General features: G+C 58.6%; 17 protein-coding genes. 5 read left to right on the top strand and 12 right to left on the bottom strand.

Annotated features, from left to right (window positions below; genetic code table 11):
- Nucleotides 1–148: 148 nt before the first annotated feature.
- The 4 genes from DFG60_RS10635 to DFG60_RS10620 form a co-directional block, all read right to left on the bottom strand.
- Entirely contained in the window at nucleotides 149–334 is a 186-nt protein-coding gene (locus DFG60_RS10635; RefSeq protein ID WP_114571753.1) for a hypothetical protein, read from the bottom strand.
- Between the two features lie 95 nt (nucleotides 335–429).
- Entirely contained in the window at nucleotides 430–993 is a 564-nt protein-coding gene (locus DFG60_RS10630) for a hypothetical protein (RefSeq protein WP_114571752.1), read from the bottom strand.
- 34 nt (nucleotides 994–1,027) lie between these two features.
- A complete protein-coding gene (locus DFG60_RS10625; protein WP_114571751.1) occupies nucleotides 1,028–2,272 on the bottom strand; it encodes a hypothetical protein in 1,245 nt (414 codons plus the stop codon).
- Entirely contained in the window at nucleotides 2,272–3,324 is a 1,053-nt protein-coding gene (locus DFG60_RS10620) for a glycerate kinase family protein (protein WP_114571750.1), read from the bottom strand. The genes DFG60_RS10625 and DFG60_RS10620 overlap by 1 nt, the downstream gene beginning before the upstream one ends.
- A 203-nt stretch (nucleotides 3,325–3,527) precedes the next feature.
- On the opposite strand from DFG60_RS10620, the gene DFG60_RS10615 reads away from it, so the two are divergent.
- Together DFG60_RS10615 and DFG60_RS10610 are read left to right on the top strand one after the other, a co-directional pair.
- A complete protein-coding gene (locus DFG60_RS10615) occupies nucleotides 3,528–4,202 on the top strand; it encodes a zinc ribbon domain-containing protein (protein ID WP_114571749.1) in 675 nt (224 codons plus the stop codon).
- Nucleotides 4,202–4,846, top strand: coding sequence for a hypothetical protein (locus DFG60_RS10610; RefSeq protein ID WP_114571748.1), 645 nt, complete (start codon nucleotides 4,202–4,204; stop codon nucleotides 4,844–4,846). The genes DFG60_RS10615 and DFG60_RS10610 overlap by 1 nt, the downstream gene beginning before the upstream one ends.
- Before the next feature lie 34 nt (nucleotides 4,847–4,880).
- Here DFG60_RS10610 and DFG60_RS10605 read toward each other — a convergent pair whose 3' ends face one another.
- Nucleotides 4,881–5,792: a Gfo/Idh/MocA family protein gene (locus tag DFG60_RS10605; protein WP_114571747.1), complete on the bottom strand. Its 912-nt coding sequence runs from the start codon at nucleotides 5,790–5,792 to the stop codon at nucleotides 4,881–4,883.
- Nucleotides 5,793–5,962: 170 nt separating this feature from the next.
- Between DFG60_RS10605 and DFG60_RS10600 the strand changes: the two genes are divergently transcribed.
- From DFG60_RS10600 to DFG60_RS10590, 3 genes are all read left to right on the top strand, one after another.
- Nucleotides 5,963–6,514 (top strand): hypothetical protein, encoded by a 552-nt coding sequence (locus DFG60_RS10600; RefSeq protein WP_114571746.1) that lies wholly within the window; start codon nucleotides 5,963–5,965, stop codon nucleotides 6,512–6,514.
- 105 nt (nucleotides 6,515–6,619) lie between these two features.
- Entirely contained in the window at nucleotides 6,620–7,633 is a 1,014-nt protein-coding gene (locus DFG60_RS10595; protein ID WP_232818696.1) for a serine hydrolase, read from the top strand.
- 143 nt (nucleotides 7,634–7,776) lie between these two features.
- The gene (locus tag DFG60_RS10590) at nucleotides 7,777–8,367 is read left to right on the top strand and encodes an AmiS/UreI family transporter (protein WP_114571744.1); all 591 of its coding nucleotides are present in this window, start codon (nucleotides 7,777–7,779) and stop codon (nucleotides 8,365–8,367) included.
- A 37-nt stretch (nucleotides 8,368–8,404) separates the two neighbouring features.
- Here DFG60_RS10590 and DFG60_RS10585 read toward each other — a convergent pair whose 3' ends face one another.
- From DFG60_RS10585 to DFG60_RS10555, 7 genes are read right to left on the bottom strand one after another with little or no spacing between them, the layout of a single operon-like run.
- Nucleotides 8,405–9,289, bottom strand: coding sequence for an LCP family glycopolymer transferase (locus tag DFG60_RS10585; protein WP_114571743.1), 885 nt, complete (start codon nucleotides 9,287–9,289; stop codon nucleotides 8,405–8,407).
- A 46-nt stretch (nucleotides 9,290–9,335) separates the two neighbouring features.
- Nucleotides 9,336–10,082 (bottom strand): hypothetical protein, encoded by a 747-nt coding sequence (locus DFG60_RS10580; protein ID WP_114571742.1) that lies wholly within the window; start codon nucleotides 10,080–10,082, stop codon nucleotides 9,336–9,338.
- 17 nt (nucleotides 10,083–10,099) lie between these two features.
- Nucleotides 10,100–11,209: an aminotransferase class I/II-fold pyridoxal phosphate-dependent enzyme gene (locus DFG60_RS10575; protein ID WP_269801300.1), complete on the bottom strand. Its 1,110-nt coding sequence runs from the start codon at nucleotides 11,207–11,209 to the stop codon at nucleotides 10,100–10,102.
- Between the two features lie 47 nt (nucleotides 11,210–11,256).
- Nucleotides 11,257–12,333, bottom strand: a complete 1,077-nt coding sequence (locus DFG60_RS10570) for a lipid II:glycine glycyltransferase FemX (protein WP_114571740.1) — start codon at nucleotides 12,331–12,333, stop codon at nucleotides 11,257–11,259.
- Complete coding sequence (locus DFG60_RS10565; RefSeq protein WP_114571739.1) at nucleotides 12,314–12,934, bottom strand: sugar transferase; 621 nt, start codon at nucleotides 12,932–12,934, stop codon at nucleotides 12,314–12,316. Before DFG60_RS10565 ends, DFG60_RS10570 begins: the two co-directional genes overlap by 20 nt.
- 14 nt (nucleotides 12,935–12,948) lie before the next feature.
- A complete protein-coding gene (locus DFG60_RS10560; protein WP_114571738.1) occupies nucleotides 12,949–14,058 on the bottom strand; it encodes a glycosyltransferase family 4 protein in 1,110 nt (369 codons plus the stop codon).
- Complete coding sequence (locus DFG60_RS10555; RefSeq protein ID WP_114571737.1) at nucleotides 14,046–15,392, bottom strand: nucleotide sugar dehydrogenase; 1,347 nt, start codon at nucleotides 15,390–15,392, stop codon at nucleotides 14,046–14,048. Before DFG60_RS10555 ends, DFG60_RS10560 begins: the two co-directional genes overlap by 13 nt.
- Nucleotides 15,393–15,404 lie beyond the last annotated feature (12 nt).

Below are 15,404 nucleotides of genomic sequence, written 5' to 3'. Positions count from 1 at the left end.
CTTCGGAAAGGAATCCGCGGCTTGTGTCTCGCCTGAGGAAAGCGAGTGAAGGACGAGTGATGACTTTTGAGTCACCCTCTTTTTTTTCGTGCAACGACGAAAAAGCGCCAGCCTTCATGAGGCTGACGCGGTCGAGATAAGACCGAATTCAAGTATTCGGCGTATATACCGTCAAAGGAGCAAGCATCGCTACCCAGAGGGCGACGACTCCAGAGACGAGGATGACGACGTCGCGTTCCATCCCGACACCGCCGAGGACGGCGAGGCTCGCGAGGAGCACGAGTGCGAGCGTGGCGAACATGACACGGCGCGACAATCTCAGCTTCTTTCTCATGGCGCATTTCTCCTTTCGTTCACAGTTCTCTCTCAGCATAACAAAAACAGCCCGCAAGAAACGGGCTGTCACGTGAATGAACAAAGACTGTAATATTACTTTTCTTGAATATGGCGCGCGATCAATTCCTCCGCGAGCGCTGTCACGTCCTCGACGTTCCGCATGTCGACGAGCGGATGCGCGAACACATCCATCGACTCGACCTCCTCGATCGGCTTTGTCGAAAAGCGTTCACCGTTCGGCTTGAAGTCCTTTGCGACCGGCGACTCGAACGCCGCGTATTTGACGAGCCACGGTTTGCTCTCGAGCACCTTCCGCGCGTTGACCTTCGGCTTCAGGCGAATGTCTGCCCCGAGGACGACCGGGTCGAACGCGTCATGGAGCGGATGCGTGAACTGGACGCTGACGATCAGGGCATGGTCATGGGTCTTCTCGTTCTTCCGGATATAAGGACGGCTGAGGAAGTGCGGGACGAGCGTCTCTGCGCTGTCCTTCGTCTGATGGATATTCAGGCCGTGCTCTGTCTGGACCTGATCCCCGAGCACGGGTTCGTAGCCCCGATTCGCGAGTTGCTGGTCCATCTCCTTGAACAGTAGCAGCGAATGTTCGACGAGACCGCGGACTTGGCGGAAGGAGAGTTGAATCGATTGGTTGATCATGGCGTGGCCTACTTTCTGAGAATGTTCTAATTCCTTAGTACCCGTCCCGCTCCCCGTTCACTCCGTCACTTCCCACATTTTCAAAATCCTCTTCGATCCATTCACAGGAGACGACCTGCCCGTCCCTCGTCTCGACAAGGATCTCGATCGTCTCCTCGAACGGGTCGCCTGAGGGCGGAAGCAGCGCCGTCGGCATCTCGCGGATCCCGGCGTGGTGAGCGGCCAGCCGTTCCCGCTGCGCCTCAAGGTACGCTTCCCGCCTATAGCGGATCCATACCTCCGGTGCCTGTTGCTCGAGATGGGCGAGGACGTCGCGCACGATTCCTTCGAACGTGTTCGCGTATGTCTCGCTCCTCGCTGCGAGCGCCTGGCGTTCCTGCTTCGTCGCAGTCAGCCTGTAATAGGGCAGGACGATCTGGTTCAGCACGTTCAGATGATGGATGTAGACCGGGACGAGCTGTTCGAACAATGCCGTCTCCCGGTCATACTCGGCGAACACCTTCTCGGCCGAATAGGCGCTTTTCGCGAAACGGAAGCGCAACAGGTTCTTGCGTTCGTCCTCGAGCTTCAGACCGAGCGATTGGAGCGAGCGTGTCAACTGTCCGTACTGGTTCTCGATCTCGTGCTCGATTCCGCTTGGCATCTCCCCGTTCGACATGGCCGGGATGACGCGGTCCACGAAGTAGGCCTGGACCGTCCGCGACACTCCGAGGTGATCGCGCAACTCCCAGTCGATCAGCTTCCGCGTCGTCCGGTCGAGCTGCCGCAGCGAGGCATTGATCTCCGCCAGATGCTTCTGGGCGACGATCGCCGTCGCGAGGCCGAAGGCGAATTGCGACAACATCGCCGGATGGTGGAGCGGGACTGACAGATCCGGAAACGTACCTTGGATCGATCCGTCTCCTCTCTTCCCCGGGAGCAGCCGTGCTGACTTCTGGAGCTCACGCAAGGCGTCCGGGTGAAACAGCATCTTCATCCGCCCGTCCTGCGCGACGTTCGGTGCGTATTCGCTCGCAAGCGAGATAAGCGTCTCCGTCACCTTCTCCCCTGTCGGAAGCGGACGCGTCTTCACTTCGACTCCTTCCGGCAGCGGGATGATCGGAATTTCAAACGTCACCTCCCGGCTGACCTCAGGCATCTTTTCTCCCGTTGATTCCTCTGGCTCCGTCAATGCCGGCTCGGGCTCGTCCGGATTCGCACGCTTTCTGCCGGTGAGGAACAGCGTGATCCCCGTCGCAACGATCACGGCAAGTCCGATCAGTTCCGTCATCCACTCCATCAGTCCACCTCCATTCCCCGGACGATGCGCTCCGCTGTCCGTTCGATCCGTTCCTTCGCATAGGCCGGATCCATCATCTGCTGAAGCGGCAAGTCCCGCTCGTGAATCGAATAGGCCTCGAGGACCGCTTCGTCCGTGACCTCTCCCGCCAGCGCGATCGCCCGGCGCGCGCAGGACGCGACGACAGCAGGCAGCTTTCCGTGTGCCGTCTGCGTATCGATCCTGCCCTCTCCCGTCCAGACGATATCGGCTTCCCGGATTGCTTCGAGCGCCCCGCTTTCTTCGAGGACGAATCGTGCGCCGGAACGCCTTTGCGCTCCAAGCGCGAGGAGCGCACCCCCGAGTCCTCCTGCTGCACCGGCCCCCGGCTCGTCTTCGACGCCAAGCAGCCGGCCGACGCGATGCAGTGCCTCGTCGAACCGTTCGATATCAGCAGGAGACATCCCTTTTTGCGGACCGAAGACGCGGGCTGCACCACGCGGTCCCGCATACGGGTTGTCGACGTCAGCGAGCAGGACGAGTTCGACGTCGAGTTGCGGCAGGCTGATCCATTCCGTCTGCAGAAGCGGATTACCCTCAGTCACGGCATTTCCGAATGAATCACGGCACGCTGCACCGACCTCACGCAGCATGCCGAGTCCTCCATCCGTCGTCACGCTCCCTCCTAGAGCGACGTAGACCACCTTGCAGCCGCGCGAGATCGCCGACTTGATCAGACGCCCGACTCCTCCTGTGTGCATCAGCTCGCAAGCCCTCTCCTCTGTGCGAACGAGGGCTAGACCGCATGCTTCGCCCGATTCGATCATCGCTTCGTCACCGCGGACGGCGTATCGCGCCGTGATCGATCGTCCGAGCGGATCGATCGTCTCACATTCGACAAGACGGAATGACGGAGGAAGCGCCTCAAGCGTCCCCTCCCCGCCGTCTGCAGCCGGATAGACGGCGACCTCCGCTGACGGGTCGGCGCGCAAGATGCCCCGTGCCGCTGCTTCTCCCGCCTCCTTCGATGACAGACAACCTTTGAAGCTGTCGATGACGATGACATGTCTCATCCGCCTCCCCCTTTCGCTTTTCACTTCTCATTTCATTTTTCCCGCTTCGAGCCGGTTTTACGCCATACAGGAACGGGGTATCTTTAAAGGTGGGCTTTGATTTCACTTTCATATTAATGGTATCATCTACATAATTTCAATTTTATACGATATTAATCAAAACTTCGTTTCACAATCATACGTGCAGGAAGGAGACCGCTCAGATGCGACATTGCAAGCTTTGTGGCACGCCGCTCGGACCTGACGCGAAAGCCTGTCCGCACTGCGCCCATCCGGTGATCAAGAAGGGTCGTCCGCGCGAACCTCGCTCACGGCGGCGTCTTACGTCCCGGGAAGTCGTAGCCTCGATCATCCTCTTCCTCGCGTCGCTTCTCGGCGGGTGGTGGTGGTGGCAGACGACGATCGCAGGCACGCCGCAAGAGGAAATACGTGTGTCTGCCCTCAGCCGCTCCGCCTGGTCGGATGAGGAGCCGCTGATCGAAGCGACCTTCTCCCCTGCGCGACCGCCGACCTCTTATCAGTTGCTTCAGTTCGTCCGCCAGTACGCGACTGCTCTTCCCGACACGGCATCATTCCGCGAACAGGACATGCTTTCCGCCTATGAAGGAATCCAGTACGCTACGATCGACGTCTTTTTACAGGACGTCGAGAACACGAAGGCGCTGTTGCCGAAGAAAGGGAATCCGCGTCCCTGCTTCGAATCGATCGATTTCGAGCCCCTCCGCTGGGACGGCAAGGCATGGACGGTGAGGACGCGGGAAGTCTATCGCCTGAAGAGTTCGTCGGACGCACTCGTACGGTACGACGCCGTTTATAAGATCATCTTGAAGGTCGACCATCTCCAAATCGATGAACTGAAACGCAAGGAGGTGAGGTGATGCGCCGTCTTGTTTTATTGCTGCCTTTCCTTTTGCTCGCGGCATGTGACGAGCATGACGAACGGACGCTTTCCGACATGCAGGCAGGCAGCTATGCGCAGGCCTCCTCCCGCGTGACCGGGAACGACCCGACAGCTGCCGACAAACAATTGAAGGCCCAGGCCGAGGCGATGCTCAGACTCGAGCAGGCACTCGCTGCCTACCATTTCGATGAGGCGATCCTGCTCGCTGAAGAAGTCATGTCGTTCTCAGAGGCCGACTTACAGACGACACGAAAGGCCCACGCCATCCGGATCAGCGTCGAGGAGATGCTCGCCGAACTGGATCAGGCTGAAGGGACATACGTCGTCGATCATGCATTCGAGCGGATCGGCACGGAGACGCGGCCGATCAAGGCTGAAGGAGAGGTCGATGTCACTTTTTCCGACCAACTCATCGCGACGCTCGCCTTCAACGATTACGGCGTCAGTTCATCGAAACAACCGCTTCAGGACGCGAGGCACATTATTCGCTTCACACCTGAACTGCAAGCGACCGAGCCGCTCGTCCAAGGTGTGATCACCTACACGTTCAAACTCGGGAAGCTCGAGATCGTCTACGAGGGACCTTCCGGGAAGCGAATCTTCCAACTGAGGAAGAACTAAAAAAGGAGCCGATTCGGCTCCTTTTCTCATGTCCTCATGGATAGGTCTTCAGGCGGGCAAGGACGTCCGCGCATAGTTCGTGCGTCGCGAGGCTGTCCCGTGCCGTCACGGAATCCGACGGTTCACCGCGCACCGTCTTCAGGAAGGCGTCGATCATCTCGACGAAACCGCGCCTGACGAGCGTCGGCTCCCAGTTGTCGAGCGGAAGCTTGAGCGTCCCTTCCTTCGTCAGACGGGTGACGGTCGTGACATGCTCAGCGATCCGCTTCTCGTTCGGCCCCATCACTTCGACGACTTCTTCCGTCACCCCGTTGTCCCTGTTCATGATGCCGATCGCCTGGATTCCTCCTGAGCGGAACTGGATGATGATGTGGCGGAGCAGACCGTCGACTTCCCGGCCGCGCACGAACAGGTCCTCGATTTCGCCTCGTCCGGTCAGAAAACGAAGCGTGTCCGCGACATGGACGAAATCCTCGAAGATGAAGTCGCGCGCGATCTCCTCATAAAGTGTCCGGTTCTTCTGCATGACGACCATGTTCGGGTCCTCGACCGCGAGCAGCGCCTTATGCGCCTTCGCGAAACGACGGTTGAATCCGGTCACGAGATGGCATCCCTTCTCCTCGGAGCGGACGGTCAGGCGCCGCACATCCTCGATTTTCATCGACACCGGCTTGTCGACGTACACATGGATCTCAAGGTCGAGCAATGCTTCGACCTGCCTCGCATGGGCATGTGTCGTCGAATGGACGAACGCCGCCTCGACGCCGAGTCCAGGAAGTTCCTCGATCGAAGCGACAGCTCCCGCGAAACGGTATTTACGGACGAGCCGTTCCGCCTTCGCGACGTTCTCTGAGACGAGGAAGACGTCCAAGTCCTCACGTTCCGCGTACACCGGCAGATAACCTTTTTGTGCGATATCTCCGAGTCCAATAACTGCTACTTTCATCACATTCACTCCTCCAGCAAATTTTCGATATTTCCCCTTCTGTTCCCTATCTAATCCTAAATCATCCCTAAACGGACGTACAATTTTTTCCACTATCAGGCATATCTAGATTGTTTTTCGGGAAAACAATTATCACAGAAGAACGTGTCTTTTAGAACGGAGGATTTGATATGAAGAAGAAAAAAATCATCGTCCCGCTCGCCGCTTTGCTCGCCGTCCCGACGCTCGCTGGTGCAGCGGCACCGATCACACCGGCAGAGTTCGGCATGTTCGTAATCGGGGACAGCATCAGCACGGTCAAAGCGAAGGCCCACATCGCACGCATCGCGACATACGGGGAGGTCGTCGCGAAATCCCGTGACCAGATCACCTACTCCTTCCGTTCATCGGGGGCGACTTCCTATGAACTTTCCTTCCATGACCGGACAACCGGGGGACGTTTGACGTCGAAGATGATGACGTCCTGTCCGAAAGTCGACCGGAGTGCACCGGGTACCGTATTGAACAGGCTCGAGCGCGGGATGTCGCTCAAGCAGGTCGACGGCGTCATCGCGGGAGACGGGCTCGGCAGCTGTCAGGTCGCACGGGGATACATGCTCGAGGACGGGAAGGCTCGATACGAGAAGCACTACACGATGAGAGGCAGTGACGGAAACGTCGTCCTCAGCTTCATCAAGCAAGGGAACGTCTACCGCTACAGCGGCAGTCTCGTCTCCGAATGAAGAACGGCCCGATGCGGCCGTTCTTTTTTCAAAAGGAAGATAATTCCTTATTCCGTGTCCTATACTGAAGACAGTATTTCGGAATCACGGAAAGGAGATTTTCAATTGAAACGTTTAGCAATTTTTATTTTGTCACTCTGCCTGATCCTTCCGGCCCTTACGGCCGAAGCGGCTGCCTCTTATCAGGTCGTCGTCAAAAGTAAGGCGGGCGCGCACGTCCGGACCGCCCCGAGCACCGCGTCGAAGAAGACGATCTACAAGACCCTTCCTTACAAAACCCGTTTGACGGCCGTCTCCTACTCGAAAGGGTGGTACAAGGTGAAGCTGTCGGACCGTTACTATTACATGTCGAACCAGGTCGTAAAAAAGTATGCGCCTCCTTCGCCTTATCCGGTCAAATCGATGCGTTACTTCAAGATCGGCTCTGACACGTCCTTCATCAAATCGAAGGCGAGCCTCGTCCGCCGCTATCCGGCGAGCACGACGAAACTGATGACGTCGATTCTCGCCTATGACGTCGCACGTCAAAACGGAACACTTGATAAGCCGTTTACGATCACGAAGTCGATGATCGCCGTACCATGGGATTCGAGTAAAGCCGGCCTGCGTGTCGGTGACCGCGTGACGATCCGCCAGCTGATCAACGGGACGATGCTTCCGTCCGGCAACGACGCGGCCCTCGCGCTTGCCGTCAAGACGGCAGGTTCGCACTGGAAGTTCGTATCGATGATGAACGCAAAGGCGAAGGCGCTCGGCATGAGCGGCACGAGTTACCGCAATGCGCATGGCTACTACGACAAGAGCCACTACACGACGGCCGCCGACATGCAACGTCTCGCGAATGCTTACGCCTCGAACTCCTACCTGCTCACCGTAAGCAGCAGGAAGTCATACACGTTCCGGATGCAGGGGGATCCGCGCACCGTGACATGGCGCCACACGGAGAAGCTCTGGCCGAAGACGCACACGCTCCTTGCGAGCAAGACGGGTTATACGCCTGAATCCCGTAACACGCGCGTCTTCTTCCTCAAAAAGAACGGCGTCCTCTACGGACTCGTCACACTCGACGGGTCACCTGCCCAGACGGAGACGACGCTCCGCAATATCTCGAAGCTTTGATTCCCATGATGCCCGTCGCCCGTTTCCGGGTGACCGGGCATCTTTTTTTGCCGTTCTTTGAATTGTCACTTGCAGAGCCGCCGGTTTCCCCCTAATGTAGAGGTATCACCAAGACGTCAGACGTCTAATCGGAGGAATCGTACGTGGGAAACATCAGTTTACTATTCGGAGGCCTTGCCCTCTTCGTCAATAGCATGGTCCTGTTCGGCAAGGTCGACGTCCGCAGCGCGGGCGTGCTCAGCCTGTTCGTCGGCCTGCTTCAAAGCTTCATCGCGACGTGGCTCGTCATCACGGAGCCGGCGATGACATTCGCTTACGCGAGCATCTACCTGTTCGCCTTCACCTATCTCTACGTCGGCGTGACGTTCATCGCAGGAATCGACGGCAGCGGCGTCGGTTGGTTCTCGCTGTTCGTCGCTGTGACGGCACTCTTCTATGCCTTCGCCGGCTTCCAGTCGGGGGACTGGATCGGCGGCGTGACGTGGTTGTTCTGGGCGTTTCTCTGGGGGCTGTTCTTCGCCGGCATGGGGCTCGGTCTGTCGATCGACGGTTATACGGCCCGCGTCGCCCTCGTCCAATCATGGATGACGCTGATCGTCCCGGCGCTGATCGGCCTGAGCGGAATCGGCACATCCGTCTATCCGTACCTGTTCAGCGCAGCGAGCGTCCTTGCGATCCTCTATTTCATCAAGGCAGCGCCATCGAAAGGATCGACCGAACTGAACCCGAACTAAACAGAGACACCGTACCCTCATGGGCACGGTGTCTTTTTCATTCGAGGCTGTTTTTCAACGTCTGTTGCAGTTCCTTCAAGGCCATCGGGTCCGGATGCCAGTAATAGACGCCGTCCGCCTCGACCCCGCCCTTCCCTTCGAACCGGAGCGTCTCGAGTGAGCGGGCCGCCTCATTGTAGTTCATGGCGAGCTTGCGCATCGCGCTGAACGAGACGTTCGTCCGGACGTTCTTGCCGAGGACGCCGAGCACCTTGTTGAAGCGTTCGACCGAGACGTTTTTCGTCAACTTCTCGGCGACGGCCATCATCACCTGTCGCTGCCGGATCTGTCGGCCGAAGTCGCCGCGCGGGTCGTCGTAGCGCATGCGCGCGTACGTCAGCGCCTTTCGTCCATCGAGCTTGATCTTCCCTTCAGGAAACTGCATCTCGTAATAGGAGAAGGCGAACGCATTGTCGACGGTGACGCCGCCGACCGCGTCGACGAGTGCCATGAAGCCGGCCATGTTGATTTCGATGTAGTAGTTGATCGGGATGTCGAGCAGGTTCTCGACCGTCTCGATCGCCATGTTCGGTCCGCCGAACGCGAACGCGTGATTGACCTTGTCCTCCGTCCCCATCCCGACGATTTCCGTCTTCAGGTCGCGCGGGATGCTGAGCATCTTGCTCTCGTTCGTCTTTGGGTCGACCGTGACGACGATCATCGTGTCGCTCCGCCCCGCTTCATTCGCGCGCTGATCCACCCCGAGCAGGAGGAAGGAGACCGGTTTTTCCTGATCGACCTCCTCGTCGCCCGTCGCCTTGACTGGGACTTGGATTTCCTCGATCGTACTGGTCGTCTTTTCATACACATAACCGCCTGAGCCGAAGAGCACGATGAGAAACGTTGCTGCGATGACGAGTAGGATCCATTTCCACTTTTTCATGATTGTTCTCTCCCCGACTCATGATGTTTTATGATGAGACGCCAGCCTAAGCTTCCTTCCTGAACTGGTCGAGCGTCGCGAGCGCTGTCCGCCATCCCCCGAACAAGGCGTTGATCGTGCCGACGCTCGGTACTTCCCGTCCTTCTGCCCATGCCTGATACTTGACGATGCTGAGCGGTCCGACCTCCGCTTCCGCCTCGACGAGCACGAAGAGCACATCCTCCTCCCCCCACCGCTTGCGCGGCGGTTCGATCCCGATGATCTCAAGTGCATTCGTCCATGAGCCGTATCTGCGGGCAATCGTCGCAACGGTCGGACGGTTGTGTCTGATCGCCCATTTCGTGTAGGTCTGACTCGTCAGGAGCGGAAGGGTCGAGTGGGCTTCGAGCAGCGATTGGATGATCTTATGTTCCATCTGCTGCGTCCGTTCCTTCAGGATGTCTGCCTCGAACAGCGCTTGCTGCCAGGAGTTGAAATGATGGACGATATCGGTCAGCGATGGGGCTTCATGCTCTCTCGCCCAGTCGCGATAGGTGACGCTCGTGAAGGGATCGAGTTCCTCCTTGGCAGCCCGAAGCGCCTCGATGACCTCGACTTTCGAATAGGCGATGCGCTGTCCGCCGACTCCGGCACGTTCGAGCGCAATCTGCCAGGACCCGAACAATTCCAGTATTTCTGCGACTGTTGGATGACTGGAGTGCCGTTGCCAACGAAAGTAGGCGTTCGCGGTCAACTCGTTCATCTCAGCAGCTGCGAGTCGGAGGGCCGCGACGGCTTCATCCATGTCACGCATGACAGTGCCTCCTCTCGTCAGATTTGAACGTTCCGCCGCACGTTTGCCGATAAGGTTTGTCTGACCGCTTGGATGACGGTCGCCTGTTGTCCGAAGCTCATCTGAGATCCCGATGGTAAACAAATCCCTTCTTCAAAAAACGTCCGGCTGACGTCCTCCCCTTCCTCGGTCACGAACGTGACATCCCGGTAGACCGGTTGCAAGTGCATCGGTTTCCAGACAGGGCGTGCTTCGATTCCCCGACTGCCCAGTTCAGTGAGCAATCGATCCCGCTCCCCTTTTCCCCCTTCTGGTAGCGTAAGCGCTGTCAACCAGCGATTGGCTCGGCTGCCTTCGATTTCTTGTTGGTAGTTGATCGCCTGAAGCCCGTTGAATGCCCTTGCATAACGCTTGAAAATCTTGCGCCGCGCCTCGACCCGGTCCTCGATCACGAGGAGCTGTCCCCGCCCGACGCCTGCTGAGACATTGCTGAGACGGTAGTTGAATCCGACATCGGTATGCTCATAGTGGAGCACCGGCTGACGGGCCTGCGTCGCGAAGTAGAGCGCGCGTTCGATCAACTCCGGCTTATCCGACACGAGCATTCCTCCGCCCGAGGATGTGATGATCTTGTTGCCATTGAACGAATAGATGCCGAACGTGCCGAACGTGCCTGTCATCTTGCCGTCGACGGTCGTCCCGAGCGACTCGGCCGCGTCCTCGATCAGCGGAACACCGTATTCCTCGCAGATCCTCGCGATTTCCCCGATATCAGCCGCGACGCCGTAGAGATGGACGACGATGACGGCCTTCGGAAGCTTTCCGCGTGTCGCCGCCTGTAGCAGGGCCCGCCGGAGTGCGACCGGCGACATGTTCCATGTCTTCTTCTCCGAATCGATCAAGACAGGGGTCGCACCGACGTATCGGATCGGATTCGTCGAGGCGATGAACGTCAGTGACTGGCAGAAGACGGTGTCTCCCGCCTCGACGCCGAGCGCGACGAGCGCCAGATGGATCGCGGCCGTACCGCTGCTCGTCGCAAGTGCCGCTCCTGCACCCGTATAGTTGCGCATTCCTTCCTCGAACGCCTCGACGTTCGGTCCGAGCGGAGCGACCCAGTTCGAATCGAGCGCTTCCTGGACGTACATCGCTTCGTGACCGCTGAGATGCGGGATCGACAATGGGATTTTGGCATTCACAGCGATTCCTCCTCTTTACGTGACAGACGACTGATCGGTGTGCGATAGAGCGGAAACCAGGTCGAGGCTTCAGTGCCTGAATAGCGATGGGCGAACTCGAGACAGATCTGCTCGTATCCGGCCGGATCGATGATCGACTCACCGAGATAGAACGTGCTTTCCTGGTTACCCGTGAAGGATTTCTTGAAGAGGAGCAGGCTGTCTTCAGGACTCGCCGTCGCCCCGCCACCGTAATGCAGAAAATCCTTGCCGCGGCGGTGCGCCTCGAGAATCATCTCACGGAAGAGGAGGTGGTTCGGCCGATAAGCGAGGTTCGCCCGGGACGATGCCCCGAGATGGTAATGCGCATACTTCGGGCTGTAAAGGACGAAGCATGCCCCGATGACCTCTCCTTCGCGTTCGGCGAAGAGGAACTCCGCATCGATCCGGTCGCTCAGGAAGAACGGGGTGAAGTAGGAACGGTCGAAGTAGTAGCGTTCCTCGGCATGGCGCTTGTCCATCGTCTCCCAGTAGAGAGCGATGAACGTGTCGAGCTCCTCGAAACCGGCTTTTCGGATCGTCACGCCGTCGCGTTCCGCCTTCTTGATGTTGCGTTTCGTCATCTTGCCGATCTCAGCCAGTATGTGGTCGAGCGGCCGGCGCAGGTTGACGGCCGTCGTCGGCTGGACCGGGCGGCAGACGTCGACCCAGGCCGATGCCTGTTCCGCGTTCTCGAGCAGCGGATGGAAACGGATCGTCTCCGTGATGATGTTCGCCTCCTTGCAGGCGGCGACGAAGAGATCACGCACCTCAAGCACCTCCTCTTGCGACCAGAGACCGAGGAAGACAGGTCCGCCATATCCGTAAGGGGTGGCGATATCGAAGTAGTCGCTGTCCGGGATCGAACGTTTCAAGTAGGGGTAGAGCAGCATCCCGGGGCCGGTCGAGTAGACGAACATCTCGACCGTGTCTTCCGGTCCGCACTCGATTTGCATGTAGTCGTATTCGTAATAGACATCGAGACCATACAGGGCGATGTAGGCGTCCCACGTCTCGCGATCATGGATGAAGGACTCAGTGCTTAGCGATTTCATGCGTATTCCCTCCGTCCAGTCCCCGGAACTCCCCCATCTCCGTCTGCGCCTGAGTCGAGTTGCCTTCAGACTTCAGGACGATCCGGATGGTCTTCCAGATGATATAGAGATCGAGCCGGAACGACTGGTTCTCGGCGTACCATTGATCGCGTCCGAGACGTTCGCTCCACGTCGTGTCGTTCCGCCCGTGTATCTGCGCCCAGCCGGTCAAACCGGGCAGGACGTCGTGCCGTTTCATCTGTTCTTTCGAATAATAAGGAAGGTAACTCTCGAGGAGCGGACGGGGACCGACGAAGCTCATCTGTCCGCGCAGAATGTTGAAAAATTGCGGAATCTCATCGAGGCTGAGGCGCCGTATGAATTCGAACGGCGGAGTCAGCCGCTCGAGGTCCGGCAGCAGCTCGCCATTCGCGTCGGTCTCGTTCGACATCGTACGGAACTTGTAGATTTTGAACAGTTCGCCCTTGTAGCCGGGGCGGACCTGATCGTAGAAGATCGGACGGCCGAGCTTCAAGTATATGAGGGCCGCGATGATCACATAGACCGGTCCGAGCAGGACGATCAGCACAAGGCTGAGTGAGAAGTCAAAAGCGCGTTTCACGACGTTCGCCTCCTTCAGAGTGTGGAGAATAGATCGAGTTGACGCCGGATGACGTCGGCTTCGTTGAAATGCTTCATGGCCCGGTCGAACCCGGCTCTGCCCATCTTTCGGGCCTGTTCCGGATCGCGGACGAGGAGTTCCATCCGTTCACGTAATGCTTCAGCGTCCTGTACCTCGAACAAGTATCCGGTCTCGCCGTCGACGACCTCTTCCCGGCAGCCGCGGATGTTCGTCGCAAGCACCGGCTTCGCCGTCGCCATCGCCTCGATGATCGAACGCGGGACGCCTTCCCGGTATGATGGGAGGACGAATGCATCGACACGGTGGAAAAGTTGCGGCATATCGGCGACGAAGCCGAGATACTCGACGTTCGGAATCGTTTCGATCCGCTCGAGGAAGATGTCCTTCGTCGTCTGGTCCCGTTCGCTCTCCATCATCTCGCCCGCGATCAGCAGGCGCGTTTCAGGATGCGCCTTGACGAGCCGCGAGAACGCCTCGAGCAGTTCGAGGATCCCTTTCTCAGCGACGATTCGGCCGACGAACAGGAAGGTGAACGGTTCGCCTTCCTGTCGCGCCTTCGGATAGAAGCGCGTCAGGTCGATCCCGTTGCCGAGATGCATCAGATTCTTCTTCGACTTGAAATGCTTGCGTGCCGCGAGTTCATAGTCTTCTGCGCTCTGCAGGAGCAGCCAGTCGGTCGCGAAGCGGGCGAGCCACTTCTCGATCGAATAGGTCAGCTGGTATGTCATCCGCCCCATCCGCTCATGGAAATAGAATCCATGCGCCGTATAGAGGACGTGCTTCGTACCGGCCCGCTTCGCCGCGATTCGTCCGAGCGCCGCCGCTACCGGCGTGTGGACGTGGACGGCGTCGTAGTTGCCGTCTCTCAGGATGTCGACGATCGCGCGAACCGTCCGCCAGTTGCTCGTCCAGTCGATCCGTCGTTCGATCGGGATGTCGTACATCGTGAAGCCTTGCGCGCCGAGCGTCGCGAGCGCTCCCGTGTCCGCACAGGCGACACCCACCTCATGCCCCGCGTCGCGCAAGGCGCACAGGAGCGGATGGAGCATCGTCTCCGCCGTCGTGTCGAGCGCACAGACCTGGAGGATTTTCAAAGGCGCCATAGGTGGACCCCCTTCGGCTTTTGCTCCGGATCGAGCATGCCCTTGATATCGATGACGACGCCGCGTCCGACCTTCAGGAGGTGCTCAGCGAGCGCCCATCCGCCCTCGACGTACTCCTCGTGCGAGACGGCGAAGATGACGACGTCCGCCGGTTTCAGCTCGTTCGGGTCGACCAGCTCGATGCCGTACTCCGCACATGCCTCCTCCTTGCTGACGAGACGGTCCGTCACCTGGACCTCGAGTCCAAACTCCTCGATCTCACGGACGAGTGAGGCGACCTTCGAATTGCGGATGTCCGAGACGTTCTCTTTGAACGACAGACCGAGCACCGTCACGCGCGATCCGAGGACCGGCATGTTCTGCTTGATCAGCGTCTTGACGAGAGATGTCGCGATGAAGCGCCCCATCGTGTCGTTGATCCTGCGTCCGGCGAGGATCACCTCCGGATGATAACCGAGAGCTTCAGCCTTCATCGTCAAATAGAATGGGTCGACGCCGATGCAGTGGCCGCCGACGAGACCCGGACGGAACGGAAGAAAGTTCCATTTCGTCCCTGCCGCCTCGAGCACCTCGAGCGTGTCGATGTCCATCCGGTCGAAGATGATCGCCAGTTCGTTCATCAAGGCGATGTTCAAGTCGCGCTGGGTGTTCTCGATGATTTTCGCCGCCTCCGCGACTTTGATCGACGAGGCGCGATGGACGCCTGCCGTCACGACCGCCTCGTAAACCTCGGCGACGATGTCGAGTGTCTTCTCGTCCTGGGCCGAGACGATTTTCTTGATCGTCTTGAACGTGTGCTCCTGATCCCCCGGATTGATCCGTTCCGGCGAGTAGCCGACGAAGAAGTCCTCGCCTGCCTTCAGACCGGACGCCGCTTCGAGGACCGGGATGCAATCCTCCTCTGTCGCGCCAGGGTAGACGGTCGATTCATAGACGACGATCGCTCCTTTTTGGAGCTGCGATCCGACGAGCTGCGACGCCCGGAGGAGCGGTGTCAGGTCCGGTTGATTCTGTGCATTGATCGGCGTCGGGACGGCGATGATGATGAAGTCGCTGTCACGCAGCGCTGACGCTTCCGACGAGTACGTGACGTCCGCTCCTTTGAGCGTGAACGGACTGAGTTCGAGTGTCGCGTCGATGCCATTACGGAGTTCCTCGATCCGCTGTTCCTTGATGTCGAAGCCGACGACGTTCACCTTCTCGCCGAATGCGACGGCGACTGGCAGGCCGACGTATCCGAGACCGACGACCGCGATCGAGCGGTTGGCAATGGATAGAGTTCCTGGTGTGGATGCAGTTACGGATTCAGCGATTTGTTTGACTGCCTTATTCATGATGAATCTCCT

The organism is Exiguobacterium flavidum, assembly GCF_003344535.1.
GTDB classification, from domain to species: domain Bacteria; phylum Bacillota; class Bacilli; order Exiguobacteriales; family Exiguobacteriaceae; genus Exiguobacterium_A; species Exiguobacterium_A flavidum.
Note: the sequence above shows the minus strand (reverse complement) of the source record. Positions and strands in the feature narration are given on the sequence as shown.

Excerpts from the sequence above, each read along its gene's own strand:
- DFG60_RS10605 (WP_114571747.1), bottom strand. The coding sequence starts at position 5,792 with ATGAAAGTAGCAGTTATTGGACTCGGAGATATCGCACAAAAAGGTTAT.
- DFG60_RS10580 (WP_114571742.1), bottom strand. The coding sequence starts at position 10,082 with ATGCGTGACATGGATGAAGCCGTCGCGGCCCTCCGACTCGCAGCTGCT.
- DFG60_RS10620 (WP_114571750.1), bottom strand. The coding sequence starts at position 3,324 with ATGAGACATGTCATCGTCATCGACAGCTTCAAAGGTTGTCTGTCATCG.
- DFG60_RS10570 (WP_114571740.1), bottom strand. The coding sequence starts at position 12,333 with ATGAAATCGCTAAGCACTGAGTCCTTCATCCATGATCGCGAGACGTGG.
- DFG60_RS10575 (WP_269801300.1), bottom strand. The coding sequence starts at position 11,209 with ATGTACGTCCAGGAAGCGCTCGATTCGAACTGGGTCGCTCCGCTCGGA.
- DFG60_RS10560 (WP_114571738.1), bottom strand. The coding sequence starts at position 14,058 with ATGGCGCCTTTGAAAATCCTCCAGGTCTGTGCGCTCGACACGACGGCG.
- DFG60_RS10600 (WP_114571746.1), top strand. The coding sequence starts at position 5,963 with ATGAAGAAGAAAAAAATCATCGTCCCGCTCGCCGCTTTGCTCGCCGTC.
- DFG60_RS10585 (WP_114571743.1), bottom strand. The coding sequence starts at position 9,289 with ATGAAAAAGTGGAAATGGATCCTACTCGTCATCGCAGCAACGTTTCTC.
- DFG60_RS10625 (WP_114571751.1), bottom strand. The coding sequence starts at position 2,272 with ATGGAGTGGATGACGGAACTGATCGGACTTGCCGTGATCGTTGCGACG.
- DFG60_RS10635 (WP_114571753.1), bottom strand. The coding sequence starts at position 334 with ATGAGAAAGAAGCTGAGATTGTCGCGCCGTGTCATGTTCGCCACGCTC.
- DFG60_RS10555 (WP_114571737.1), bottom strand. The coding sequence starts at position 15,392 with ATGAATAAGGCAGTCAAACAAATCGCTGAATCCGTAACTGCATCCACA.
- DFG60_RS10615 (WP_114571749.1), top strand. The coding sequence starts at position 3,528 with ATGCGACATTGCAAGCTTTGTGGCACGCCGCTCGGACCTGACGCGAAA.
- DFG60_RS10610 (WP_114571748.1), top strand. The coding sequence starts at position 4,202 with ATGCGCCGTCTTGTTTTATTGCTGCCTTTCCTTTTGCTCGCGGCATGT.
- DFG60_RS10630 (WP_114571752.1), bottom strand. The coding sequence starts at position 993 with ATGATCAACCAATCGATTCAACTCTCCTTCCGCCAAGTCCGCGGTCTC.